The organism is Paraburkholderia sp. RAU6.4a (assembly GCF_050435625.1).
Taxonomy (GTDB): Bacteria; Pseudomonadota; Gammaproteobacteria; order Burkholderiales; family Burkholderiaceae; genus Paraburkholderia; species Paraburkholderia tuberum.
Genome location: NZ_JBNDKQ010000002.1, coordinates 4080635 through 4104913, shown reverse-complemented (window position 1 = coordinate 4104913; position 24279 = coordinate 4080635). Strand labels below are relative to the sequence as shown.

General features: G+C 64.2%; 16 protein-coding genes and 3 pseudogenes. 8 read left to right on the top strand and 11 right to left on the bottom strand.

All coding sequences use genetic code 11. The features are described from left to right. Window positions 1-303: 303 nt before the first annotated feature. Complete coding sequence (gene typA, locus OKW40_RS23710) at window positions 304-2133, bottom strand: translational GTPase TypA (RefSeq protein WP_090804133.1); 1830 nt, start codon at window positions 2131-2133, stop codon at window positions 304-306. Between the two features lie 326 nt (window positions 2134-2459). Here typA and OKW40_RS23705 point away from each other — a divergent pair, with 326 nt between their 5' ends. The 4 genes from OKW40_RS23705 (at window position 2460) to OKW40_RS23690 (ending at window position 7471) form a co-directional block, all read left to right on the top strand. Further along, the gene (locus OKW40_RS23705; RefSeq protein WP_429491777.1) at window positions 2460-2975 is read left to right on the top strand and encodes a MarR family winged helix-turn-helix transcriptional regulator; all 516 of its coding nucleotides are present in this window, start codon (window positions 2460-2462) and stop codon (window positions 2973-2975) included. Window positions 2976-3027: 52 nt separating this feature from the next. After that, window positions 3028-4548: an efflux transporter outer membrane subunit gene (locus OKW40_RS23700; protein ID WP_429491776.1), complete on the top strand. Its 1521-nt coding sequence runs from the start codon at window positions 3028-3030 to the stop codon at window positions 4546-4548. A gap of 83 nt (window positions 4549-4631) precedes the next feature. Continuing rightward, entirely contained in the window at window positions 4632-5873 is a 1242-nt protein-coding gene (locus OKW40_RS23695; RefSeq protein WP_184029918.1) for an EmrA/EmrK family multidrug efflux transporter periplasmic adaptor subunit, read from the top strand. 125 nt (window positions 5874-5998) lie between these two features. Then, window positions 5999-7471, top strand: coding sequence for a DHA2 family efflux MFS transporter permease subunit (locus OKW40_RS23690; RefSeq protein ID WP_429492047.1), 1473 nt, complete (start codon window positions 5999-6001; stop codon window positions 7469-7471). A 123-nt stretch (window positions 7472-7594) separates the two neighbouring features. Here the strand turns inward: OKW40_RS23690 and truB are convergent, their stop codons facing one another. From truB to rimP, 5 genes and pseudogenes are all read right to left on the bottom strand, one after another. Continuing rightward, window positions 7595-8530, bottom strand: coding sequence for a tRNA pseudouridine(55) synthase TruB (truB, locus tag OKW40_RS23685; protein ID WP_187610397.1), 936 nt, complete (start codon window positions 8528-8530; stop codon window positions 7595-7597). A gap of 78 nt (window positions 8531-8608) precedes the next feature. After that, window positions 8609-8974 carry a 30S ribosome-binding factor RbfA gene (gene rbfA / locus OKW40_RS23680; protein ID WP_008922231.1) on the bottom strand — a complete coding sequence of 122 codons (366 nt, stop codon included), beginning with the start codon at window positions 8972-8974 and terminating at the stop codon, window positions 8609-8611. A 222-nt stretch (window positions 8975-9196) separates the two neighbouring features. Then, on the bottom strand, window positions 9197-12118 hold the full coding sequence (infB, locus tag OKW40_RS23675; protein WP_184066774.1) for a translation initiation factor IF-2: 2922 nt from the start codon (window positions 12116-12118) through the stop codon (window positions 9197-9199). 94 nt (window positions 12119-12212) lie between these two features. Further along, on the bottom strand, window positions 12213-13688 hold the full coding sequence (nusA, locus tag OKW40_RS23670; protein ID WP_176120042.1) for a transcription termination factor NusA: 1476 nt from the start codon (window positions 13686-13688) through the stop codon (window positions 12213-12215). Next, window positions 13685-14144 (bottom strand): annotated as a pseudogene (gene rimP / locus OKW40_RS23665) (ribosome maturation factor RimP). Before rimP ends, nusA begins: the two are co-directional and overlap by 4 nt. Before the next feature lie 654 nt (window positions 14145-14798). Here rimP and OKW40_RS23660 point away from each other — a divergent pair. Beyond that, window positions 14799-15268 (top strand): annotated as a pseudogene (locus OKW40_RS23660) (IS110 family transposase); the annotation flags it as partial. Window positions 15269-15570: 302 nt separating this feature from the next. Here OKW40_RS23660 and rluB read toward each other — a convergent pair. From rluB to OKW40_RS23640, 4 genes are all read right to left on the bottom strand, one after another. Next, window positions 15571-17346: a 23S rRNA pseudouridine(2605) synthase RluB gene (gene rluB / locus OKW40_RS23655; protein WP_429491774.1), complete on the bottom strand. Its 1776-nt coding sequence runs from the start codon at window positions 17344-17346 to the stop codon at window positions 15571-15573. A 63-nt stretch (window positions 17347-17409) separates the two neighbouring features. Continuing rightward, entirely contained in the window at window positions 17410-18462 is a 1053-nt protein-coding gene (scpB, locus tag OKW40_RS23650) for an SMC-Scp complex subunit ScpB (protein WP_429491772.1), read from the bottom strand. A 374-nt stretch (window positions 18463-18836) separates the two neighbouring features. After that, a complete protein-coding gene (locus tag OKW40_RS23645; protein WP_429491770.1) occupies window positions 18837-20057 on the bottom strand; it encodes a pyridoxal phosphate-dependent aminotransferase in 1221 nt (406 codons plus the stop codon). A 190-nt stretch (window positions 20058-20247) separates the two neighbouring features. Beyond that, entirely contained in the window at window positions 20248-21150 is a 903-nt protein-coding gene (locus OKW40_RS23640; protein WP_184029942.1) for a LysR family transcriptional regulator, read from the bottom strand. A gap of 403 nt (window positions 21151-21553) precedes the next feature. Between OKW40_RS23640 and OKW40_RS23635 the strand changes: the two are divergent. Next, window positions 21554-21949, top strand: a pseudogene (locus tag OKW40_RS23635) (transposase); the annotation flags it as partial. Window positions 21950-22283: 334 nt separating this feature from the next. Then, on the top strand, window positions 22284-22535 hold the full coding sequence (locus OKW40_RS23630; RefSeq protein ID WP_090804114.1) for a hypothetical protein: 252 nt from the start codon (window positions 22284-22286) through the stop codon (window positions 22533-22535). Between the two features lie 373 nt (window positions 22536-22908). Here the strand turns inward: OKW40_RS23630 and OKW40_RS23625 are convergent, their stop codons facing one another. Beyond that, window positions 22909-23232 (bottom strand): hypothetical protein, encoded by a 324-nt coding sequence (locus OKW40_RS23625; protein ID WP_018418368.1) that lies wholly within the window; start codon window positions 23230-23232, stop codon window positions 22909-22911. Between the two features lie 265 nt (window positions 23233-23497). Between OKW40_RS23625 and OKW40_RS23620 the strand changes: the two genes are divergently transcribed. Next, complete coding sequence (locus OKW40_RS23620; protein WP_429491768.1) at window positions 23498-24217, top strand: YdcF family protein; 720 nt, start codon at window positions 23498-23500, stop codon at window positions 24215-24217. Window positions 24218-24279: the final 62 nt, after the last annotated feature.

Below are 24279 nucleotides of genomic sequence, written 5' to 3'. Positions count from 1 at the left end.
TTGGAAGGACCTAAAACTTTGCACCCGGGAGCATAGCACAGAACGAATAGCCCAGATAGCGAACGGCACAGGCGCAAAGCCTGTGATGGCGGGCGTTTCGCGGGCGACGGGGTGCCTTTTCACAGCGCGCAACAGTGTTCTGTGAGAAATGAAGGCGAACGGCGCAATGGGTGTCTACATGTGTGCCGCCCCGGAAAGTGGCAGGCATGATGCAGCGCCAAACGTTTTGATGCGCCAAAAACAAGGAAGCCACCCGAAGGTGGCTTCCGCTTCCTGCTATCCAGAAGGATATTCGAGTCCGGCTTATTCGCCGGCAACCTTGTTGCGGCTCGCGCTGCGGCGCTCGTGTTCCTTCAGGTAGCGCTTGCGCAGACGGATCGACTTTGGCGTGACTTCGACCAGCTCGTCGTCGTCGATGAACTCGACCGCGTATTCGAGCGACAGCTGAACCGGCGGCACGAGACGCACGGCTTCGTCGGTGCCAGACGCGCGCACGTTGGTAAGCTGCTTGCCCTTGATCGGGTTCACGACGAGATCGTTGTCGCGGCTGTGGATGCCGATGATCATGCCTTCATACAGCGCTTCTCCCGGCGCCACGAACATGCGGCCGCGGTCCTGCAGCTTCCACAGTGCGTATGCGACTGCCGCGCCGTCGTCCTGCGAGATCAGCACGCCGTTGCGACGTTCGCCGACCGCGCCTTCCTTGACCGGCTGGTAAGAATCGAACGTGTGGCTCATCAGACCCGTACCGCGCGTGAGTGTGAGGAATTCCGACTGGAAGCCGATCAGACCACGCGCCGAAATACGGTACTCGAGACGCGTGCGGCCACGGCCGTCCGATGCCATGTCGAGCATTTCGCCCTTGCGGCGGCCAAGTTCTTCCATCACGCCGCCCTGGTGGGGGTCTTCCATGTCGACGGTCAGATTTTCGTACGGCTCGTGCTTCTCGCCGTCGATTTCCTGCATCACGACGCGCGGACGCGACACGGCCAGCTCGTAGCCTTCGCGGCGCATGTTTTCGACCAGAATGGTCAGGTGCAGCTCACCGCGGCCGGCCACTTCGAACGTCGTTTCGTCGCCGGTATCGCGCACGCGCAGCGCGACGTTGTGATTCAGTTCCTTCATCAGGCGGTCGCGAATCTGGCGGCTCGTGACGAACTTGCCTTCACGGCCCGCGAGCGGCGACGAGTTGACGAGGAAGTTCATCGTCAGCGTGGGTTCGTCGACGGTGATCATCGGCAGCGCTTCCGGCTGTTCCGGCGAGCAGATCGTCACGCCGATGCCCACTTCCTCGATACCGTTGATCAGCACGATGTCGCCCGCCTCAGCCGAGTCGACCTGCACGCGATCGAGACCCTTGAACGACAGCACCTGGTTGATCTTGCGATTGAGGATTTCGCCTTCCGGGCCCGATCGCACCGCGACGGCCATGCCCGGCTTGATGCGGCCGCGCGTGATACGGCCAATGCCGATACGACCAACGTATGACGAGTAGTCGAGCGACGTGATTTGCAGTTGCAGCGGACCTTCCGGGTCGGCCGGGCGCACCGGCACGTGCTGCAGGATTGCCTCGAACAAAGGACGCATGTCGCCGTCGCGTACATCAGGCGTGAGACCCGCGTAGCCGTTCAGGCCCGATGCGTAGACGATCGGAAAGTCGAGCTGCTCTTCGCTGGCGCCGAGCTTGTCGAACAGGTCGAAGGTCTGGTTGATCACCCAGTCGATCCGCGCGCCCGGACGGTCGACCTTGTTGACCACGACGATCGGCTTCAAACCCAGTGCGAGCGCCTTCTTCGTGACGAAGCGGGTTTGCGGCATCGGGCCTTCCACCGCGTCAACGAGCAGCAGCACCGAGTCGACCATCGACAGCACGCGCTCCACTTCGCCGCCGAAGTCGGCGTGCCCCGGCGTGTCGACGATATTGATGTGCGTGCCCTCGTACTCCACCGCGCAGTTCTTCGACAGGATCGTGATGCCGCGCTCTTTTTCGATGTCGTTCGAGTCCATCACGCGCTCGGCGATCTGCTGGTTCTCGCGGAACGTGGCGGTCTGACGGAGGAGCTGGTCGACGAGCGTGGTCTTGCCGTGGTCGACGTGAGCAATGATGGCGATGTTGCGTAGGGCGCGGGTCATAGGAAACCTGAAGACGGTTGAGTGCGCCGCTTGCTTATGCTGCTGGTTGAGGAGCCAAACCACGACAACAAGCCCAAAGCGCACTTTTGGGAACCCAAAATTATAGCACGCACGGATGATCCTTTTCCGGTATTCCCCGATAGACCGTCCGCTCCCCGCGCCTGCGCGAGTTGCGCGAATCGCGCCTTGCCCCGCCCTGCGTCATTCCGTACGGTTTGTTGCTTGAGCGCGAAATAATCCTTGCCTAAGCTGTATTAACGCTTGTCGCGTCAATCAACAGCCAGCTATACTAATGCCTAGTCAACCATTGCATTCGCACGAGAATCATGACGGAGCCGTCCAACGAATCCACGCCGGATCTCAGCGAGTACCAGCTCGGCGAAAGCGTCGGCTATCTCATCTCACGGGTGAAATCGACGCTATCAAACCTGATCACACAGCGCAGCATGGCCGAACTCGGCATCACCAGCCAGCAGGGCAGCATCCTGTTCATGGTGGCGAGCGGCAAATGCCTGCTCGCGGCTGAGTTGGCGCGTGAATACGGTATCGACGCAAGCGCCGTCACGCGCCTGATCGATCGGCTCGAAAAGCGCGGCCTGCTCACGCGGGTGCGCAGTAACGAAGACCGGCGCGTCGTGCGCCTCGCGTTGACGCCGGAAGGCCATGCGATCGCGGCTCGCATGCCGGCCATTTTCAATGGCGTGCTCGATAACCTGCTGAGCGGGTTCACCCCGGAAGAAGTGGGCTTCCTGAAGAGCATGCTGCGTCGCGTGCTCGTCAATTCCGGCGAACACTCGGGACTTTCCCGCGACGCCGCAAGCCATCCCAATAGCAAATCGTAATAGCTTGCTTGCTGCGTCCATCAATACATTCCACTCAAAGAAGAGTCGAGCGATGAAATCCCTTTCCCTGTCCGCGCCCGCGCTGTCGAGCCGGGCCGCTGTCGCCGCCGCGGTGACGGCGCTCGCCCTCACGGGGTGCGCGAACTACTTCGGCGTCAAAAGCGACAAGCAGATCGCGTCGCCGACGCAGTACGAGTCGACGCAGAGTCTGCCCAACGAGGGCGGCCAGTGGCCATCGCTCGACTGGGCCAACCAGTTCGGCGACCCGCAACTGCCGAAGCTGATCGCGGAAGCGCTCGAGGGCAGCCCGTCGATCGCCCAGGCGCAAGCGCGGCTCGCAAAGGCTTCGTCGTATATTGAAAGCTCGCGCGCAGCGCTGTTCCCGAAGGTCAGCGCGAGCTATTCGTGGACCCGCGAGCTGTACTCGGCAAACTCCCTTTACCCGCCTCCGTTCGGCGGCACCTGGTATAGCGAGAACAACGTGCTCGCGAGCGCGTCGTGGGATCTCGACCTGTGGGGCAAGAACCGTCAGCGGCTCGGCCAGGCCGTGTCGCAGCAGAAAGCCGCCGAGGCCGATATGCAGCAGGCGCGCGTGACGCTCGCCGCGTCGGTCGCGAGCACCTACAACCAGCTAGCGCAGCTGTATGCGTTTCGCGACATCGCCGCGCGTGAAATCGCGAACCGCCAGGACGTCGGCCGTATCACGAATGACCGCGTGACGGCCGGCCTCGACACCAACGTCGAGAAGCAGACCGCCGCCGGCAACGTCGCGACGAGCCAGTCGAACCTGACCGACCTCGACGGCCAGATCACCGTCGTGCGCTACCAGTTGGGCGCGCTGCTCGGCAAAGGCCCGGACCGTGGCCTGCAGATCGAAAAGCCGGTGCTCACCGGCGGCGACGTGGTCGCTCTGCCGGACAACATCCCGGCCGACCTCGTGGCGCGTCGCGCGGACATCGTCGCCGCGCGCTGGCAGGTCGAAGCCGCGATGCATGACGTGAAGGAAGCGAAAGCCGAGTTCTACCCGGACGTGAATCTCGCGGCCGGCTTCGGCTTCGACGCGTTCGGCTGGGGCCGTTTCCTGACCGCGTCGAGCCGTCAGATCCAGTTCGGCCCGGCGATCCATCTGCCGATCTTCGACGCCGGCGCGTTGCGCGCGCAGTTGAAGGGCCGCTACGCCGACTTCGAGGGCGACGTCGCGAACTACAACCAGACGCTGATCAACGCGCTGCAGGACGTCTCGACGCAGGTGTCGTCGATCCGCTCGATCGACCGCCAGGAGGGTGACGCCCAGCGCGCGCTCGACGCGTCGAGCAAGGCGTACCAGCTCGCCGTAATCCGCTACAAGGCCGGCCTGTCGCCGCAGCTGCAGGTGCTCACCGCCGACGAAAACCGCCTTGCCGCCGAGCAGACGGTCACGGGTCTGCAGATGCGCCGCCGTAGTCTGCAGATCGGTCTGATCAAGGCACTGGGCGGCGGCTTCGACGCAACCCAGACCGGTCTCGTCGTGCCGACCGATGCTCCCGCATCGGCCAACGCCGCGAACCACGCCACGAGCACCGCCGCGAACTGAGCGAGCCCGCCCGCGCCGACGCACACGCATACACACGAACACCCGAATAAACGACGACGTTCAAAAGAACCCGGAGCACATCAATGAGCACCCCCCAGCAGCCCGCCACTCCACCGCAAGCGGCGAACAACGGCAAACGCAAGCGCATGATGACGCTGCTCGTCATCGTGATCCTGATTGCCGCGGTCGCGTACGGCCTGTACTACTTCCTCGTCGCGCGCTTCCATGAAGACACCGACGATGCCTACGTGAGCGGCAACGTCGTGCAGATCACCCCGCAGGTCACGGGCACCGTGATCGCGGTCAACGCGGACGACACCCAGGTCGTCAAGGCCGGCGACCCGCTCGTCGTGCTCGACCCGGCCGACGCGCGCGTCGCACTCGAACAGGCCGAGGCCAATCTTGCGCAGGTGGTGCGCCAGGTGCGCGGTCTGTTCGCCGACGACAGCCAGTACGAAGCGCGGGTCGCGGCGAGCCAGGCCGATCTGTCGCGCGCCCAGGACGACCTGAAGCGCCGTATGACGGTCGCGCAGACTGGCGCGGTATCGCAGGAAGAGATTTCGCACGCACGCGACTCCGTGAAGAGCGCGCAGGCCGCGCTCGACGCCGCCAAACAGCAACTCGCGGCAAACCGCGCGCTGACCGCGAACACCACGATCGCCGATCACCCGAACGTGCAGGCCGCCGCCGCGAAGCTGCGCGACGCATACCTGAACCACGCTCGCAATACTCTGCCGGCGCCGGTCACAGGCTATGTCGCAAAACGCTCGGTGCAGGTCGGCCAGCGCGTATCGCCCGGCTCGCCGCTGATGGCGATCGTGCCGCTGCATGACGTGTGGGTCGAGGCGAACTTCAAGGAAGTGCAACTGAAGCACATGCGCATCGGCCAGCCGGTCGAACTGACGGCCGACGTCTACGGCTCGTCGGTGCCGTATCACGGCAAGGTGGTCGGCTTCTCGGCCGGCACGGGTTCGGCGTTCTCGCTGCTGCCCGCGCAGAACGCGACCGGCAACTGGATCAAGGTCGTGCAGCGTCTGCCGGTGCGTATTTCGCTCGATCCGCAGGAACTGGAGAAGCATCCGCTGCGTATCGGTCTGTCGATGCAAGCTGACGTGAACATCAAGGACGACACCGGCGGCCAGCTCGGTCAGGCGCCGTCCACGGTTTACCAGACCAACGTCTTCGACAAGTACGGCGCGGAAGCCGATGCGGAAATCGCGCGCATCATCTCGGAAAACGCCGGCACGAACGCGAACGGCGGCGCGCAGAAGTCGACCGCGGCGAGCGCCGCGGCCGCCGCGAAACCGGCGGCCCATAAGAGCTGAGGCTCCGTCCGACGATTCAAAGAAGGCTCTTTTAATGGCTCAGGCTCAGGCGCAAGTCCCTCAACCCGCCGCTCGAGGGCGCGCAACTGGTGATCGGCACCATCGCGGTGTCGCTCGCCGTGTTCATGAACGTGCTCGACACGTCGATCGCGAACGTGTCGATCCCGTCGATTTCCGGCGACCTCGGCGTATCGTCCGACCAGGGCACGTGGGTGATTACGTCGTTCGCGGTGGCCAACGCGATCTCGGTGCCGCTGACCGGCTGGCTCACCGACCGCATCGGCCAGGTGCGGCTGTTCATGGCGTCGATCGTGCTGTTCGTGCTGTCGTCATGGATGTGCGGGCTGTCGCCGAACCTGCCGTTCCTGCTTGCGTCGCGCGTGCTGCAAGGCGCGGTGGCCGGCCCGATGATCCCGCTGTCGCAGACGCTGCTGCTCGCGAGCTATCCGCGCGCGAAAGCGCCGATGGCGCTATCGATGTGGGCGATGACCACGCTGATCGCACCGGTTGCCGGTCCGATCCTCGGCGGCTGGATTTCCGACAACATCTCGTGGCCGTGGATCTTCTACGTCAACATTCCCGTCGGCGCGGTCGCGGCCGCCGCGACGTGGATGATCTTCCGTAACCGCGATTCGGTCATCAGGAAGGCGCCAATCGACGGCGTCGGCCTCGGTCTTCTGATCGTCTGGGTCGGCTCGCTTCAGGTGATGCTCGACAAGGGCAAGGACCTCGACTGGTTCTCGTCGACGACGGTCGTCGTGCTCGCGCTCCTCGCGGTGATCGCGCTCGCGTTTTTTATCGTGTGGGAGTTGACGGCCGAGCATCCGGTGGTTGATCTGTCGCTGTTCAGCCGGCGCAATTTCACCGGCGGCACGATCGCGCTGTCGATCGGCTATGGGCTTTACTTCGGCAATCTCGTGCTGTTGCCGCTGTGGCTCCAGACCGATATCGGCTACACGGCGACCGAAGCTGGACTCGTGATGGCACCCGTCGGTGTGTTCGCGATCCTGTTGTCGCCGCTGACCGGCAAGGTGCTGCCGCATACCGATCCGCGCTATATCGCGACGCTGTCGTTCCTGATTTTCGCGCTGTGTTTCTGGATGCGCTCGCGTTATACGACGGGCGTCGATACGTACTCGCTGATGCTGCCCACGCTGATTCAAGGTATCGGTATGGCCGGCTTCTTTATTCCGCTCGTGTCGATCACGCTGTCGGGCTTGCCGGGCCATCGGATTCCGGCGGCCTCGGGGCTGTCGAACTTCGTGCGGATCATGTGCGGCGGTATCGGCACGTCGATCTTCCAGACCGCCTGGGATCACCGCACGATCATGCACCACGCGCAACTGACCGAACAGGCGAATGCTTACAACCCGGCGTTCGGTCAATCGATTCATCAGATGGGCGCGGTGGGTCTGGATCAGCAGCAGACCTATGGTCTCTTCAACACCATGGTCACGCAGCAGGCCGCGCAGCTCGGCGTAAACGATCTGTTCTTCATTTCGGCCGGTATTTTTGTCGCGCTGATCGCGCTGATCTGGATCACGCGGCCGGAACGGGCAGGCGGCGATGCGGGAGCGGCGGCGGCCGCGGCGCATTGAGGGGGTGTTTGTGATGTTGCTTTAGTTCGACACCGCTCCACCGGAGGGCATGATCAAAACGGGATCGCTCGATGGCGATCCCGTTTTTTTATTGTCCGCGCCGGGCTGGCAAAACGGCGACCTCTAGCTCTCCGTCGTCACGATCAGACGGTCGGGCGCGAGCACGCCTTCGCCCGGCTTCGCGACCCCCAGAAGCCGCCCCTGCGCCGAGTACACCCTCACGCGCGGGGCATTCACCGCGTCGGCGGCGATCGTCAGCGACGACAGCTTCAGGCGCTGGCCGTGAAGGAAGCGGCGCGTGTCATCGTCGTTCAGACAGACCTGCGGGAACGTGGACAGCAGCGCGTCGACCGGTTGCAGCCATGCGTCGCGTTCGAGTTCGGTCGCGTAGGACAACGCGTCGAGCGTGACCGAATGCTCGAGCGTCAGCGCGCCGACGCCCGTGCGCCGCAGCGCGACCAGATGCGCGCCGCAGCCGAGCGCTTCGCCGATATCCTCGGCAAGCGTGCGCACATAGGTGCCCTTGCTGCACGTCACGCGAAACGTCACATCCGGCAACGCGCACGCAATCAGCTCGAGCGCGCGAATCGTCACCTGCCGCCCTTCCCGTTCGACCGTCTGGCCGGCGCGCGCGTACTCGTACAGCGGCTTGCCATCGCGCTTGAGCGCCGAGTACATCGGCGGAATCTGAACGATCTCGCCGATGAATTTCGGCAAAGCTGCCCGCACCGCCGCTTCGTCGCAGTCGACGGCACGGATGTCGAACGCCTCGCCTTCGGCGTCGCCGGTGGTCGTGCGGATACCGAGGCGCATCGTCGCCTCGTAGGTCTTGTCGGCTTCGAGCAAGTCTTGCGAAAACTTGGTGGCCTCGCCGAAACACAGCGGCAGCAGGCCGGTAGCCAGCGGATCGAGCGTGCCGGTGTGGCCCGCCTTTTTCGCCAGATAAAGACGTTTCGCGCGAACCAGCGCGTCGTTGCTCGACAGGCCGAGCGGCTTGTCGAGCAGCAGCACGCCATCGAGCGCGCGACGCGGCACGCGGGGGCGTTGAGGTGCGGTCATGTCGAGGGAGGCAGAACGTTCGGGAAATGCGAAAAACGGCGCCGCGCGCTACATGGAACGCCACGGCATGGCAGACGCTCAGTCGTCTTTCGCGCGCGTGGAATTTGCCTCGTCGATCAGACGCGACATCTCCACGGCGCGCTCGATCGTCTTGTCGTAGTGGAAATGCAGCGTCGGCACCGTGTGGATATGCAGGCGCTTGAACAGCAGATTGCGCAGATGGCCGGCAGCGTGCGTCAGCGCTTCGAGCGTTTGCTGCGGGTCGCCCGTCAGCGTCGTGAAGTAGACCTTTGCGTGCGCGTAGTCGGGCGTCAGCTCGACGCTCTGAAATGTGACGATGCCGATGCGCGGATCCTTGACCTCGCGCAGCAGCTCAGCCAGGTCGCGCTGGATCTGATCGGCGATCTGCACGTTGCGATTGGGAGTAGTACGTTTCTTAGGCATGATGTTGTGTGCTCCGCTAAGACGGATGCAAAAAATTGGTTCGCGCGAGCCGTGTTCGATATTCGTTCGATACGACGGCGTCGCGGTCGCCGCGGCGGGGTGAGAGTCCATTTGCGACGAACGCGGCAGCCAAGCCAGCAACAAACTCGACACTGCGGGCTCAAAAACAACGGGCGGAGCGGGCGTCAAGCCCGTTCCGCCCGTTGTGCCGTGCCGCGTGAATTACAGCGTACGCGCGACTTCGGTGACCTCGAAGACTTCGAACTGATCGCCTTCGACGATATCGTTGAAGTTCTTGATCGACATACCGCACTCGAAGCCCTGACGGACTTCCTTCACATCGTCCTTGAACCGCTTGAGCGAATCGAGCTCGCCCGTGAAGATGACGACGTTGTTGCGCAGCACGCGCACCGACGACGAGCGCTTGACGAAACCGTCCGTGACCATACAGCCGGCCACCGTGCCGACCTTCGGCACCTTGAATACCTGGCGTACTTCCACCGTGCCGGTCACGACTTCGCGCTTCTCCGGCGCCAGCATGCCCGACATTGCCGCCTTCACCTCATCCACGGCGTCGTAGATGATGTTGTAGTAGCGGATGTCGACGCCATTAGCTTCCGCGAGCTTGCGAGCCTGCGCATCCGCGCGGGTGTTGAAGCCGATGATGACCGCCTTCGACGCCGTCGCGAGATTGACGTCCGACTCGCTGATGCCGCCGACCGCTCCGTGCACGATCTGCACGCGTACTTCGTCGGTGGAGAGCTTCTGCAGCGACTGCACCAGCGCTTCCTGCGAACCCTGCACGTCGGCCTTGACGATGAGCGGCAGGTACTGCACTTCGCCCTCGCCCATCTGCTCAAGCATGTTCTCGAGCTTCGCGGCCTGCTGCTTTGCGAGCTTGACGTCGCGGAACTTGCCCTGACGGAACAGCGCAACTTCACGCGCCTTGCGCTCGTCCGGCATCACGATTACTTCTTCGCCAGCCTGCGGCACTTCCGACAGACCCTGGATTTCGACCGGGATCGACGGACCCGCGGACTTGGTCGGCTTGCCGGTTTCGTCGAGCATGGCACGCACGCGACCGTAGGCGCTGCCTGCCAGCACGACGTCGCCGCGGTTCAGCGTACCTGACTGGACGAGGATCGTTGCGACCGGACCCTTACCCTTGTCAAGCTTCGCTTCGATGACGAGACCCTTGGCCGGCGATTCGACCGGTGCCTTCAGCTCCAGCACCTCGGCCTGCAGCAGCACGTTTTCGAGCAGATCGTCGATGCCCGCGCCGGTCTTCGCCGACACCGGCACGAACGGCGAGTCGCCGCCGTACTCTTCCGGCACGACGCCTTCCGTGACGAGCTCCTGCTTCACGCGCTCCGGATTCGCTTCCGGCTTGTCGATCTTGTTGATCGCGACGACGAGCGGCACACCGCCAGCCTTCGCGTGGGAGATCGCTTCCTTCGTCTGCGGCATCACGCCGTCGTCGGCCGCCACCACCAGGATCACGATATCGGTCGCCTTCGCACCGCGGGCACGCATTGCCGTAAAGGCTTCGTGACCCGGCGTGTCGAGGAACGTGATCACGCCGCGCGGCGTTTCGACGTGGTAGGCGCCGATGTGCTGCGTAATGCCGCCCGCTTCGCCTGCCGCAACCTTCGCGCGGCGGATGTAGTCGAGCAGCGAGGTCTTGCCGTGGTCGACGTGGCCCATCACCGTGACGACCGGCGGACGTGGCAGCGCTTCGGCGTCGCTCGCTTCGCCTTCGACCAGCATGGCTTCCGGATCGTCCAGCTTCGCCGCGAGCGCATGGTGGCCCAGTTCCTCGACGATGATCATCGCCGTTTCCTGGTCCAGCATCTGGTTGATCGTGACCATCTGGCCGAGCTTCATCATCACCTTGATGACTTCCGAAGCCTTCACCGCCATCTTGTGCGCGAGATCCGCGACCGTGACGGTTTCCGGCACATGCACTTCACGCACGATCGGTTCGGTCGGCGCCTGGAACGTGGTGCTCTGCTCCTGATGCTTGCCACGCCCCTTCGGACCGCCGCGCCAGCCACGATCGACGCCGCCGCTCGAATCGCCGCGCGTCTTGATGCCGCGGCGCTTCGCTGCATCGTCCTGCCAGCCGCTCTTACCGCCGCCCGGCTTCTTCTTGTCGCCCGCCGACGGTGCGCTCGCGGGCGCCGGAGTCGCGGCGGTTGCCGGCTTTCTCGCTGCCGGGCGCGCCGGTGCTTCACCAGCCGGACGCGCCGGCTTATGCAGCGTGCCCTTGGCTTCGGCCGCCTTGGCCGGCTCGGCGGGCTTCGGTGCCGGTTCCGGCGCCTTCACCTGCGCCTTGCGCGGCGTGTTCATCATTTCGCGAATCGCGCGCGCTTCGGCTTCGGCCGCCGCGCGGCGCTTGGCGATTTCTTCCTGTTCGGCGCGCGCCTTTTCGGCGGCCACGCGGGCGGCGTCTTCCGCTTTCTTCGCGGCTTCGCGTTGCGCGGCGCGTTCCGCTGCCGCGCGTTCGTCGTCCTGCTCGTTTGCCTTCTCGGCAACCGGTGCAGCGGCTTTCGCCGCCGCCTGCTGGGCCTTCTCGCGAGCCGCCGCCTCGGCCGTAGCCGCTGCGCGCTTCTTTGCATCTTCTTCCGCGCGCTGACGCTCGGCTTCCGCGGCCTGCTCGCGCGCCTGACGGTCGACTTCTTCGCGCTCGAGCTGTTCCTGGCGCGCCTTCAGCTCCTGCGCCTGCTTTTCGAGCAGCTCAGCTTCGTGACGTGCTTCTTCCTCACGACGCTGCAGTTCGAGATCTTCTGCGTCCGCGTTCTCGGCCACATGATTCGATGCATCCCCGCCTTCCGCGACAGTCTCGTCGCGGCGGACGAACGTGCGCTTCTTGCGCACCTCGACCTGAATGGTGCGAGCTTTGCCCGTCGCATCGGACTGCTTGATCTCCGACGTATGCCGTTTCGTCAGCGTGATCTTGCGCTTGTCTGCATCAGTCGAGCCGTGAGACTTGCGCAAGTGGTCGAGCAGACGCGCCTTGTCCGTTTCGGACAAGGAGTCGGCTTCGCTCGCTTTTGTGACGCCAGCTGCCTGCAGCTGCTCAAGCAGCACGCCTGCAGGCATTTTCAGTTCCGCGGCAAATTGGGCTACGTTGTTACTCGCCATTCATTCCTCTTAATGCAAGGACCGATTCCTTGCGGTTAGCATCGGGTCATGCGGCCTGACGGCCGCGTTCAATTCAGTGCGCCATGGTCATTTCTCACTGGAACCAGTGTTCACGTGCTTTCATGATCAACGCCTTAGCGGCATCCTCTCCCATCCCAGTCATCTCGACCAGTTCATCCACGGCCAGCTCGGCGAGTTCGTCGCGCGTCTGGATCTGATGTTCGGCCAGTTTCGCGAGCAGGTCGGCGTCCATGCCGTCCAGGCTCTTCAGGTCGAGCGCTACATTCTCGACCTTTTCTTCGTTCGCGATCGCCATCGTCAACAGCGCGTCGCGCGAGCGGTTGCGCAGTTCGTGAACGGTGTCTTCGTCGAATGCCTCGATTTCGAGCATTTCGTTGAGCGGCACGTAGGCGATCTCTTCGAGGCTCGTGAAGCCTTCGTCGATCAGGATGTCGGCGACTTCCTCGTCGACATCGAGACGCGCCATGAACAGGTCGCGCAGGACGCCGCGCTCCTGATTCTGCTTCTGCGCAGATTCGTCCGGCGTCATGATGTTGATCTGCCAGCCGGTGAGCTCGCTGGCAAGCCTCACGTTCTGGCCGCTGCGGCCGATCGCGACCGCGAGTTCGTTCTCGTCGACGACGACGTCCATCGAATGCTTTTCTTCATCGACGACGATCGACTGCACGGCTGCCGGCGCGAGCGCGCCGATCACGAACTGGGCGGGGTCTTCCGACCATAGCACGATGTCGACGTTTTCGCCACCGAGCTCGTTGCGTACGGCCTGCACGCGCGAGCCGCGAATACCGACGCAGGTGCCGATCGGATCGATGCGCTTGTCATAAGCCACCACGCCGATCTTTGCGCGCACGCCCGGATCGCGAGCCGCCGCCTTGATCTCGAGCAGGCCCTGCTCGATTTCCGGCACTTCCATCTCGAACAGCTTCATCAGGAATTCCGGCGCCGTACGCGACAGCTCGATCTGCGGACCACGCGCGGTGCGGTCGACCTTCGCGATATACGCGCGCACGCGATCGCCCACCCGAAGGTTTTCCTTCGGGATCAGCTGGTCGCGGCGCAGCAACGCTTCGACGCGGCCCGATTCGACGATGAAGTTGCCCTTATCGAGGCGCTTCACCGAGCCGGTCATGATGTGTTCGCCGCGCTCGAGGAAGTCGTTCAGGATCTGCTCGCGCTCGGCGTCGCGCACCTTCTGCAGGATCACCTGCTTGGCGGCCTGCGCGCCGATACGGCCGAATTCGATCGACGGCACCGGCTCCTCGATGAACTCGTCGAGCTGAATATCGGGCTGCTGCTCGCGCGCCTCGAACAGCAGAATTTCCTGATCCGGTTCCTGCAGACCTGCTTCGTCCGGCACCACCTTCCAGCGGCGAAACGTTTCGTGCTCGCCGCTTTCACGGTCGATGTGGACGCGGATATCCGCATCTTCTTCGAAGAGTTTCTTGGAGGCCGAAGCGAGAGCCGCTTCGAGCGCGGCAAATACCACGTCCTTATCGACATTCTTCTCGCGTGCCAGCGCATCCACCAGCATCAACACTTCGCGACTCATTGTTTGCGGCTCCTAAAGTCAACTTTCGGAACAAGGCGCGCCTTGTCCATGTCCGCGAGCGTGAAATCGAGCATCGCGGCCCCTTCTTTTCCTTCAAATTCCAGACCGATCGTCTCGCCTTGCGGAGCACGCAAAATGCCCCGGTACGATTTCCGACCGTCCAATGGCTTTTTCAGTGTGATAACCGCTTCGCTGCCCGCGAAACGTTCAAAATCCGCCAGTTTCTTCAGCGGGCGATCGAGACCGGGTTGACGATACTTCGAGCCGCTCGTAATCGATATTTTCGACCGTCAGAACGTGCTGGAGCTGACGCGTGACTTTCTCGCAGTCTTCGATTGCGATGCCGGCTGGCTGGTCGATATAGATACACAACATGCCGCGCCCGGTGCGCTCGAGATCGACGAGCTCGTAGCCGAGTCCCACGACCGTGGTTTCAATCAGTTCCGTCAGTTGCACAGTGCCCTCTTAGATGTTCGCGCAGCGAGCCTCGCCTCTTCTGCAAACAACCAATGCGGGCCGCGCGCCAAGCCGGCGCACGTTCGTGCGAACCCGAGATGCCGAACCACGATGAACTGAGCGGCAAAAAAAAATGGGCTGAACGCCCATCATCTTATTGCCGGTGGTCGCACCTGAGCCGCACATGAAACCGTACGCCCAGCGACTTCGCGATTGTAGCCATTTTCCGGCCCAAACGCAATCCGCGGAACGCCGGGCGATGTGCATTTCCGCTTGAATTGATAGGAATCTTTCGACAATGTGGCGGCAAATCCGGGCTTTTGCAAGGTCGCCCGAGCCGTCGGGAAGGGGAGCCGGACGGGCTACGCCAACACTTTGCGGCGATGCGTCCTGTCGGTCTTCAGCGCAGTTTCGCACGGCGTTTGACGCATCGGAACGCCGTGCGAACGCGGCAAACAAGAGGCGGCATAAAATCGCCAAAAACGATAAACGGCTCGACCGGGAAGCACTCGACATTGCTAGTCAGTATGCAGTATGACTCCCGTGAGGCAATGGCTGGCCCGCCGTAAGGAATCAAGCGCGGGTTAGCATTGCAGCCAGAGCAGCACAGTGCGGACACGGCCGCTCCCGGCGATTTCCGGCACGGCGGCCAGCATGGAAGACGATAGCACGCTGTGCGTCGGTCTCGATGTACACAAGGACTCGATCAAAGTCGCGTATGCGCCGGGCTCGGGCGAAGTCGAACTGCTGGGCAAGATCGGTATGACGCAGGCTGATATCGATCACCTGTGCAGGCGCCTGCAGTCGAAAGTGCGGCACATCTGCGTTGTCTGCGAGGCCGGTCCATGCGGCTACGGACTTTACCGGCAGTTCGTGCAGAAGGGATTCGGGTGCATCGTGTGCGCCCGATCGCTGATTCCGAAAAAACCGGGTGAACGGGTCAAGACTGAGCGACGTGATGCGATCAAGCTTGTGCGGTCTTTGCGCGCCGGTGACCTCTCCGCGGTGTACGTGCCGAGCGACGACGACGAAGCGTTCCGCGATCTGGCACGGACGTGGGTGGCGCCAAAGACGACCTGAAGCGCGCACGGCAACGCGTGAAGGCCTTTCTACTCTCGCTTGGGACGAGTAACCCGCGACCAGGCTACGCAACGGACTACTGCATCCGACTTGCGGTTCCAGATAGCGGCAGGCTCATTGGGCGGACATCTGTAGTGCGGTACCCAACCCGCGGATATCAGCTTGATCCACCGCCGAAATGTACTGCTACGCCGCCCTGAGGAAATTCCGGCAACATGAATTCGAGAAACTAAAAACCCGATCCCGATTGACACCGGGAGTCATATCAGCCTGGCAGGTCATCCGAACTGCACCAAAGGGTATGGCCGTTCAACGGCCACCCCTCAAACGCGGTACAGCGCCCCGCTCAACGGCCGCGCGAGCGACCGCGCGCCGTGCCGCCGCCACGATTCGCGCCGCCCGAACCCGCGTTGCCGCCGGCACGGTTGGCGTTGCCGCCACGATTACCGCCCGGCCCGCGATTGCCGCCGCTGTCGCCGGACGCGCCGGCACGCTTGCCGCCAGTGCGCGCACGGTTGCCGTTGGGCGACGAAGCGCGGTTGCCGTCGACGTCGCGGCCGCGCTGCCCGCCGGCGCCGCGATTGCCCACACCGACACCAGAACCAGTGCCGCCCCCCATCCCCGCGCCGAAGCCACCGCCCGCCGCGCCACGGCGACCCTGTCCGCGCGGCTGCTGCTCGAAGCGGCTGTGCGACATCAACACCGGCTCGCGGTTGATAAAGCCCATCGACGTCTGCATCGGATCCGGCTGACGACGCTCCGGCGCCGCATTGCGGCTACCGCGCTCCTCAGTCGGCGCCTTCAGGCCGACCGATGCCATCAGTGCGCGTACCTGATTGTCCTCGAGTTCTTCCCAGCGGCCGCGCTTCAGACCACGCGGCAGGGAGATCGGGCCGTGGCGCGTACGGATCAGCCGGCTGACCATCAGGCCGGCCGCTTCGAACATGCGGCGTACTTCGCGATTCCGCCCTTCGGCGAGCGCGACGTGGTACCAGTGATTCGTGCCTTCGCCGCCGCCGTCGCGGATGCGCAAGAAATTCGCCGGGCCGTCCTCGAGTTCGACGCCGTTTAGCAGCTTCTGACGCATACCCTCGGCGAGTTCGCCGACGACACGCACCGCGTATTCGCGCTCGACGCTATAACGCGGATGCATGAACCGGTTCGCGAGATCGCCCGAGGTGGTCAGCATCAGAAGACCTTCGGTGTTGAAGTCGAGACGCCCGACCGCGACCCACTTGGCGGTTTTCATCGGTGGCAGCTTGTCGAACACCGATGGACGGCCTTCCGGGTCCGCGTGGCTGACGATTTCGCCGGTCGGTTTGTGGTACAGCAGCACGCGCGGAGGCTTGCCGGCGACCTTGCGCTTGACCGGCTTGCCGTTGATGCGGACCTGGTCGGTCGGCATGATGCGCTGGCCGATGTGCGCCGGTTCGCCGTTCACCGACACGCGGCCGGCGATGATCAGCTCTTCCATGTCGCGGCGCGAGCCCATGCCCGCCTCGGCGAGCACCTTGTGCAGCTTCGGCGCGTCATCATCGGGCGACAGCACGCGCTTTGGGCCCGCTGCCTTGCCATGGCGCAGCATCGGCGCGCGTACGCCGCCAGTCGTGGTGTTGTCGGCATCGAATGCGGGCGACGTCACGTATGAGAACAGATCGTCCTGAGCTGACTCCGCGGCCGCATCGGCGCCGCGGCGATTCTGGCGCTGGCCCTCACGTTGACCTTCGCGCGGCTGACGTTCGCGCTGGTCTTCGCGTGATGCGCCCTCGCGCTTCGCACCGCCAGCGTTACGACGCCCGCCCTGTTTCGCACCCGCGTCCTTGCGCGGCGTGCGCACCTGGGCGACGACCTCGCCGTCCGGCGGCGTTTCGGCGACGACCGGCGCGCCTTGCGCGGGCGCGCCCTCGGCTGCCTTCGTCTTCGCGCCGGCGCGGCGTCGCGCGATCAGGCTGCGCGGCCCGCGACGCAGACCGCGGCGGGGGCGCTCTTCGCCCTCTGCTTCCGCGCCATGAGCCGGGCGCTCGCCCTCGCCTGCCGCCGCTTGCGTAGTGCGTTCGTCGGTCCGCGCCGACGGCACGGGGCGCTCGGATTCGGACGAATCGGTGTCGTGGGTATGTGTCAAAACAACCTCAAAATGTCAGGTCGCGCGCGCCCGTTGCGGGCGCGGCAAAAAAGTTCGGTTACGTCAGGCGCTGCGCGACTCGGTTTCGTCGTCGGTCAGAAAGCCTGCGTCCTGCGCGGCATCGCGGCGATCCTCGGGATCGTCGTGCGCCGCCTCGATCGGGTTCGGCTCGGCAGCGTGCTCCGTATTGCGAGCCACGCCCGAGCCGTGCGCGGGTGTTGCCGGATCGGTCTGGGCGACCGGATCGTAATGCTGTGCCGAGCCGGCGACGCTGGCATGCGCTGCCGCGGGTGCCGGTTCGGGCTGTTGTTGCATGTCGTGCGGCGCGCTCGACGCGTCTGACGCACTCGACGCATTCGTCGTGCCGGCCTGCCCGGTCGCTTCCGCACGGGGCTCCGGTTCGAGCGTCGACTCGGCTACCGTCTCGGGCGGCGCTGCTTCAAATCCCGACGCGGCGTGCTGCGCCGCTTCCGGCGGAGCCGGCTCGCCAGCCTCACCCGCCATGTCGTGCCCGGCATCCTGCACCGGCTGCTGCATGCTTTGCGCGTCGCCCTCGGCAAACTCGATCGCGTGCTGACCCAGCAGATCCGCGTTCAGTTGTGCGGACGGATCGGCAAGCGGAGGCAACTCGTCAAGCGCCGTTAGACCAAGGTCATCGAGGAACTGCCGCGTGGTCGCATACAGCGCCGGACGCCCCGGCACGTCGCGATGACCGATCACCTCGATCCAGCCGCGATCCTCGAGCTGCTTGACGACCTGCGTATTCACCGTCACACCGCGAATTTCTTCGATATCGCCCCGTGTCACCGGTTGCCGGTAGGCAATGATCGCGAGCGTTTCGAGCACCGCGCGCGAATATTTCGGCGGTTTTTCCGGATGCAGCCGATCCAGGTACGAACGCATCGCGGGCTTGCTTTGAAACCGCCAGCCCGACGCCAGCCCGACCAGCTCCACACCGCGCCCAGACCAGTCCCGCTTCAGGTCTTCGAGCAAGGTCCGAACAGTGTCCGCCGACACGCCGTCGGCAAAGAGCTTGCGCAATTCGCCGAGCTTTAACGGCTCCTGCGCGCAGATCAAGGCAGTCTCGAGGACGATCTTCGCCTCTTGGGTATTCATGCAGCTAGGTCAGACCCTGTGGTCAAAGAACCGGATCAAACAGACGATGTGGAACTGAAGACGCGCTCGCCCGATTCTGATCGGTCATATTGATGGGAGCACGCACCGGGGGGTGGCGAACAGACTTATCGAGCCAGACCCAGCCGGACGGAGCGGCGATATTCCTGAAAGGAATCGCGTGACTGAGCGCCATATTACGCAAAAACGACCGGGGCGTAAAGCCGCGATCTGCCGTGCATCTTCTGCTGCGGCGCCGACCGGTGTAGCCGCGCCCGCCCGCGTCGAGTCGACAGCAAGAAGATTCTCACGATTCGCGGCTTTTCGCAGCTCACGGTGCGTCAACACGAAGCGCGGGGGCGTACGAGGCCGCATGATCAGGCCCCGGCGTGGCGCGCCAGAAACCGCGTCAAGCGCTCGACGCCGGCATCGAGCCGCACCGTATCGCACGCATAGCACCAGCGCACGAACCCCTCGCCCTGCGGCCCGAACGCGCTGCCCGGTGCCACGCCGAGCCCGACCTCCCGCACCATCGCCTTGCACAAATCGAGACTGCGCGTCGAGCCCGGCATCGAGAAGAACAGATACATCGCGCCCAGCGGGGCCTTCACATCGACGCCGGGAACCGCCGACAGCGCGCGCACCAGATGGTCGCGCGACGTCCTCAGGTCGCGCACCAGCTGCTGCGTAAAACGCTCGCCCTGCTCGAGCGCCGCGATGCCCGCCTGCTGCACGAACGACGGCGCGCACGACGTGTTGTACTCGACCAGCTTCGCCAGGTCGTCCATCAACGCGGTCGGCGCGACGATCCAGCCGAGCCGCCACCCCGTCATCAGCCAGGCTTTCGAGAACGAATTCACGCAGATCACGCGTTCGTCGCGTGTCGCGAGGTCGAGAAACGATGGCGCGGTGCGCACACCAGCCGCCTGGGCGGCGTCATCGCCGGGATAGTAGAGCCGCTCATAGACCTCGTCCGCGACGATCCAGATGCCGTGCCGCCGGCAATGTTCGAGCACGCTGCGCTGGTCGTCGCGATTCATCACCCAGCCGGTCGGGTTGTTCGGCGAGTTGATCATCAGCATCTTCGTGTCAGGCGTCAGCGCGGTCAGCAATTGCCCGACGTCGAGCTCCCAGCCGCGTTCGCCGTAGCCGAGCGCGACGGTTTCGACATGCGCGCCGAGAATCTTCGGGATTTCGACCAGATTCGGCCATAGCGGCGTCACCGCGACGACGCGGTCGCCGCTGTCGACCACCAGCTGCGCGGCGAGCATCAGCGCGTTGACGCCCGCGCTCGTGACCGCGACGTGCTCGGGCGACGTCACCCCGTGCAACTCGCTGACGTAGCCTGTAAGTGCCGCGCGCAACGGCGCGATGCCGAGATTGTGCGTGTAAAACGTCGCGCCGGCGGCGAGCGCGGCGCTCGCGGCGTCGCGAATGAATGCGGGTGTGACGCGATCGGACTCGCCGAACCAGAACGGCAGCACGTCGTCGACGCCGAAACCGGCGTTCGCGACTTCACGGATTTGCGATGGACGCAGCGCGCGTACGGCGTCGCGCGCATTCGGGATGGAGAGCACGGGCAGGTCCAATTCGCTCATCGAGGCTTCCGGGTGGGTGAAGGATAAGAGGCTCGGGGCGCAACCGCGAAGGCGTGCGCGATGAAGATGGTAGTTTAACGCGCCGGGTAACCGGACAGCGGCGCAGCGAGTAGCGGTAGGCGGCGTGTGGGCGGCGGGCCGCGCCCGGCGCCAATCCACCAGTCGAACGGATCGCACGCGATCCCGCCCGTTAATTCAACTCCTCGGCCCGGCCCGGCAACTGGCGGATCAGATTCCACACCGCCTCGGCCGCGGGCGACAGCGACCGGTCGCGCCGCCGCACCAGTTCGACGAGGCGTTCTGCGCGCGGCACCAGCGGACGCGCGACCAGCGACGCCCCCGCCGGCAGCGGCAGCGCGAGCCACGGCAGCACGCTGATCCCGACGCCCGCCTCGACGAGCCCGAACACCGTCGCCGAATGGCCGAGTTCCTGCACCACGGTGGCGTTCACGCCCTGCGCCTGCATCACGGCATCGATGAGGGGGCGGCTGCCGGACGCATAATCGAGCATCACGAGTTGCTCGCCGTCGAGGTCCTTCCACGTAACCTGCTTGCGCGCGGCGAGCCGGTGATCGTCACGCGACACGATGCAGAACGAGTCCGTCATCAGCGTCTCGCTGAGCAGATCGTCGTCGGAGAACGGGCCGATGATCACGCCGAAGTCCACTTCACCCGACTTCACCTTGCGCACTACGTCGCTTTGCACGTCGTCGCGCAGCCCAAGCGTCACGTAAGGAAACTGCTGTCCGCACGACGCGACTACGCGCGGCATCAACCGGCACGCGACGGTCGGGCTCGCCGCGACCACCACGCGTCCGCGGCGCTGCTCGCCGATTTCGCGGATCTCGCGCAACGCGTCGTCGAGATCCCCCAGCAGCCGCGACACACTCGCCACGAGGTTGCCGCCTACGTCGGTTAGTTGCACTTCGCGCGTCGTGCGATCGATGAGCTTCAGGCCGATCTCGCTTTCGAGCTCGCGTACGCAGCGACTGACCGCCGACTGCGTGAGGCCGATTTCGGCGCCGGCCCGACTGAAGCTTTGCAAGCGCGCCACCTCGATGAAAACCCTGAGCTGTCGCAGCGTCACATTCATTTGTTCACCTCATCAATAGCGCAGCTTGATGCGCATTGTACGACCAAATACATGCGGCATAGCACCGTCCACGTGGGCGCTGCAATGCAGCAAAAAAGCGCGAACGCACGCCGGCCGGGCTTTTCTGCCCCAGATTGGTGATTGTCCCGATTTGCGAGATGGGTTTTTTGGATTCTTATACGGCCCTGGCTGGCGCCCGCGTTGGCCCGCCGCCACGGGGCTTTCAGGCAATCGGCAGCAGATTGGCACACTTCGTGCGTTGTGAAACGCACAGGGAGGGCGCCCTGATTTCCGATGGCAATCCGTGGCAAGCCCGTCCCCTTTGGCACTCGCCTATCGAGTGCGTGAAGAGTGCGCGGCGCGGGGCAGCGCACCGGAGTTAGCTTCGCTGAGGTGAAACATGATGCTGTTCGACGATTTGAGAGATAACGAATGGGCGCTGGTCGAGGCTTTGTTCTGCGCCGAGCCGGCGCGCAGCGAACGGCGCGGTCGACCGCGCGTGGAAGCTCGGGCGGTGGTCAACGCCGTGCTTTGGGTGTTGTCGACAGGCGAAGGCTGGTCCAAGTTGCCGGGCCGCTACCCGTCCCCCCCGACTTGCCGCCGGCGCTTCGACGAGTGGCAAGCCGATGGCACGCTCGCTGAAATTGTGAAACGGCTTGGCACGAGCGGCCGCGAAATCTCGCTGCGCGGCCGGATCGGCGCAACGGCCGCGAAACCGCCGGCACCGCCGAGCCGCGACCGCCTACGCGGCGCGTTCTGGACCAATCCGGAATCGTGGCGCGCGCCGGTCAAGATGGCCTGACGCGAAACTACGCGGTCACCGGGCGCCTGTAGGCGCCCGGTTTTTTATCCAGCCGACTTTCCACGATTGCGTGCGCGCCCACGACCCGCCAGCATTTGACGGTCGCCGCGAGACGCTGTCATCTCCGCTTCGCGCGCCCCTTTCGTCGCGCCTCCCGCACGACCGCCACAGCGCTCCTTGCGCGCTGCCTCAGACTGCCAAACTACCCGATAGCTCCGGGTGAAACATCCATTTACTATTAATTACAGCGTGCTTTCGTCCCCCGGCATACGTTAATACTTATGCAAACAGGCCTTGAGTCGAGGGGCTCGAGGTTGAGGGGGATTTCGGAATGAAACCAATGTCACTGGTGTTGTGCGGCATTGTGATTTCATCGATGGCCGCGCCCGCAATTGCGCAACAACGCCCGCAAGGGTGGAACTGGCGCCCGGACCGCCAAGCCACGCTGGAAGCGTGGCAGCAGAGCGAGGCCCATAATCGCGACTTCACGCCGCCGACGCCGCGTGGCGATCTGCGCGGCGATATCGCCAGCAATGTGCGGGCACGGCCCGATGCGCCGCGTGAGGATCAGCGGCGGCGTTGATTTGCCAAGTCGCCGCTCGGACGGCGCGTCGCGCGACGCGGTGCCCAGTATCTTGCATTGCGCACTTACGATCGGGGAACCACCGGACGCGGCACCAGTCTGACTCAACGCCATTAGCACAGCGTGGCAGTAGTAATTCCGGTATGCCCGTATCTTCGTGATACGGGCTTTTTTTCGCCCTCGAGGCGTTGATGGCATGAAAGGCGCGCAACGGCAACGACCTGCGCGGATCGCGTCGCCGCCTTGTCGATGGGAAGCCGAGATTCGCCCCGGGACGCGCACGGCGACCGGTCGACGTCAGCGACGGCCCGCCGAGGGAGTGACATGCCCGGGGCGGACAGTGACTCAGTTCGGATAAGCGATGAACCTTGAGCTAAGATCTGACTTCGGCTGTCGCGGCGGACTGCGGTTCGGCCGCGCCGAGAACATAATCGTTCATGCGTTGCGCTGTCCATGTGAGCAGACGCTCGTCGTGCTCGAGCCGCGCAAACTCCGCTTTGCCGCGTTCGGTGAGCACCGCGATGTCGACGGGAGCATGAAAGCCTGGCGCCGGTGCGACGGTTCGCTGACGAACGGTGTCCATCAGCCCCAGCGCGCGAAGATATTGGAAGACACCCGGCCTTCTGGCCCAGGGAACCTGACGATATTGCGCTCGCCGCAGCGCTTCAAGTACCGCTTCGTTGGAATACGTGGTCATCTCACTTCTTTCTTAAAGTGCAGCTATGACACATTCATGCCCACGCGTCACTGCGCCACCGGCGACGCGCGTAGCACCCGCTCCTGGTCGGAAGCTCGCCGCCTGTCTGACGGCGGATTTCCGCCAGGTGCTGCCTGGTCTCGTTTTCGGAACCCCCGTCAGAACGGCATGTTAGCGTTCTCTCCATGAACCGACGATGCAACCGCCGCGGCGCGATGGCAGGCCCGTGGATTTGTCCCGAAAGACATACGTTACCCCATTTAAATTGATTCTATTCACTTTATTAGCGCTTTTTTTTGCAGCAATCGTGCTATGGAAACGTGCGCGCCGGCCGCTCGTCGTCTGCATGATCGCGCTGTTCTGGCTGCTCGCGGCCGGCTGGCTAACCGCGCCACTGCTCGATCTGGCGCAGCCGCAACGACAGAGCGCCACGGCCGCCACCTTCGCGCCACGCACCGCGATCATCCTGCTCGGCGGCGGCACGGTCTACGACCACGACCACGTGCTGGTGCCACCGCGCGACGTACTCTCGCGCATCGAGGTCAGCGCGCAGAACTACGCGGCCTGCAAGCGCACGGCGAGCACGTGCCGGGTGATCGTCAGCGGCGGCAATCCGCAGCGGCATAGCGCGACCGAAGCCGACACCTACCTGCCCTATCTGCTGCGTCAGCAGGTGGCGCGCTCGGACATCGTGCTCGAGCAACGCAGCCGCACGACCTATGAGAACGCGCGCAACGTCTCGGTTATTGTCGGTCAATCACATTACGACACGTTGATACTCGTCACCTCCGCGTATCACATGCCGCGTGCGCTGCTCGATTTTCAGCGCTTCGGCGTCGAGCCGCAGCCGCAGATTTCGAGCGCGCGGCGCGCGCGGATCGGCGTGCTGCCGCGCTTCGCCAATCTCGTGGCCGCGGAGATAGCATTGCATGAGCTAATCGGCCTCGCGCAATTTCACCTGTATCGCGCGATCGGCTGGTTCTGACGAACGATGTAGGCCGCTGCGCTCTCGCACTCGAGGACGTCGCAGTTTATTCAACCAGCGTC

What these genes read in the sequence shown, in the direction of transcription:
- typA (WP_090804133.1), bottom strand. Translation starts at nt 2,133, where the DNA reads ATGACCCGCGCCCTACGCAACATCGCCATCATTGCTCACGTCGACCAC.
- OKW40_RS23705 (WP_429491777.1), top strand. Translation starts at nt 2,460, where the DNA reads ATGACGGAGCCGTCCAACGAATCCACGCCGGATCTCAGCGAGTACCAG.
- OKW40_RS23700 (WP_429491776.1), top strand. Translation starts at nt 3,028, where the DNA reads ATGAAATCCCTTTCCCTGTCCGCGCCCGCGCTGTCGAGCCGGGCCGCT.
- OKW40_RS23695 (WP_184029918.1), top strand. Translation starts at nt 4,632, where the DNA reads ATGAGCACCCCCCAGCAGCCCGCCACTCCACCGCAAGCGGCGAACAAC.
- OKW40_RS23690 (WP_429492047.1), top strand. Translation starts at nt 5,999, where the DNA reads ATGAACGTGCTCGACACGTCGATCGCGAACGTGTCGATCCCGTCGATT.
- truB (WP_187610397.1), bottom strand. Translation starts at nt 8,530, where the DNA reads ATGACCGCACCTCAACGCCCCCGCGTGCCGCGTCGCGCGCTCGATGGC.
- rbfA (WP_008922231.1), bottom strand. Translation starts at nt 8,974, where the DNA reads ATGCCTAAGAAACGTACTACTCCCAATCGCAACGTGCAGATCGCCGAT.
- infB (WP_184066774.1), bottom strand. Translation starts at nt 12,118, where the DNA reads ATGGCGAGTAACAACGTAGCCCAATTTGCCGCGGAACTGAAAATGCCT.
- nusA (WP_176120042.1), bottom strand. Translation starts at nt 13,688, where the DNA reads ATGAGTCGCGAAGTGTTGATGCTGGTGGATGCGCTGGCACGCGAGAAG.
- scpB (WP_429491772.1), bottom strand. Translation starts at nt 18,462, where the DNA reads ATGAATACCCAAGAGGCGAAGATCGTCCTCGAGACTGCCTTGATCTGC.
- OKW40_RS23645 (WP_429491770.1), bottom strand. Translation starts at nt 20,057, where the DNA reads ATGAGCGAATTGGACCTGCCCGTGCTCTCCATCCCGAATGCGCGCGAC.
- OKW40_RS23640 (WP_184029942.1), bottom strand. Translation starts at nt 21,150, where the DNA reads ATGAATGTGACGCTGCGACAGCTCAGGGTTTTCATCGAGGTGGCGCGC.
- OKW40_RS23630 (WP_090804114.1), top strand. Translation starts at nt 22,284, where the DNA reads ATGAAACCAATGTCACTGGTGTTGTGCGGCATTGTGATTTCATCGATG.
- OKW40_RS23625 (WP_018418368.1), bottom strand. Translation starts at nt 23,232, where the DNA reads ATGACCACGTATTCCAACGAAGCGGTACTTGAAGCGCTGCGGCGAGCG.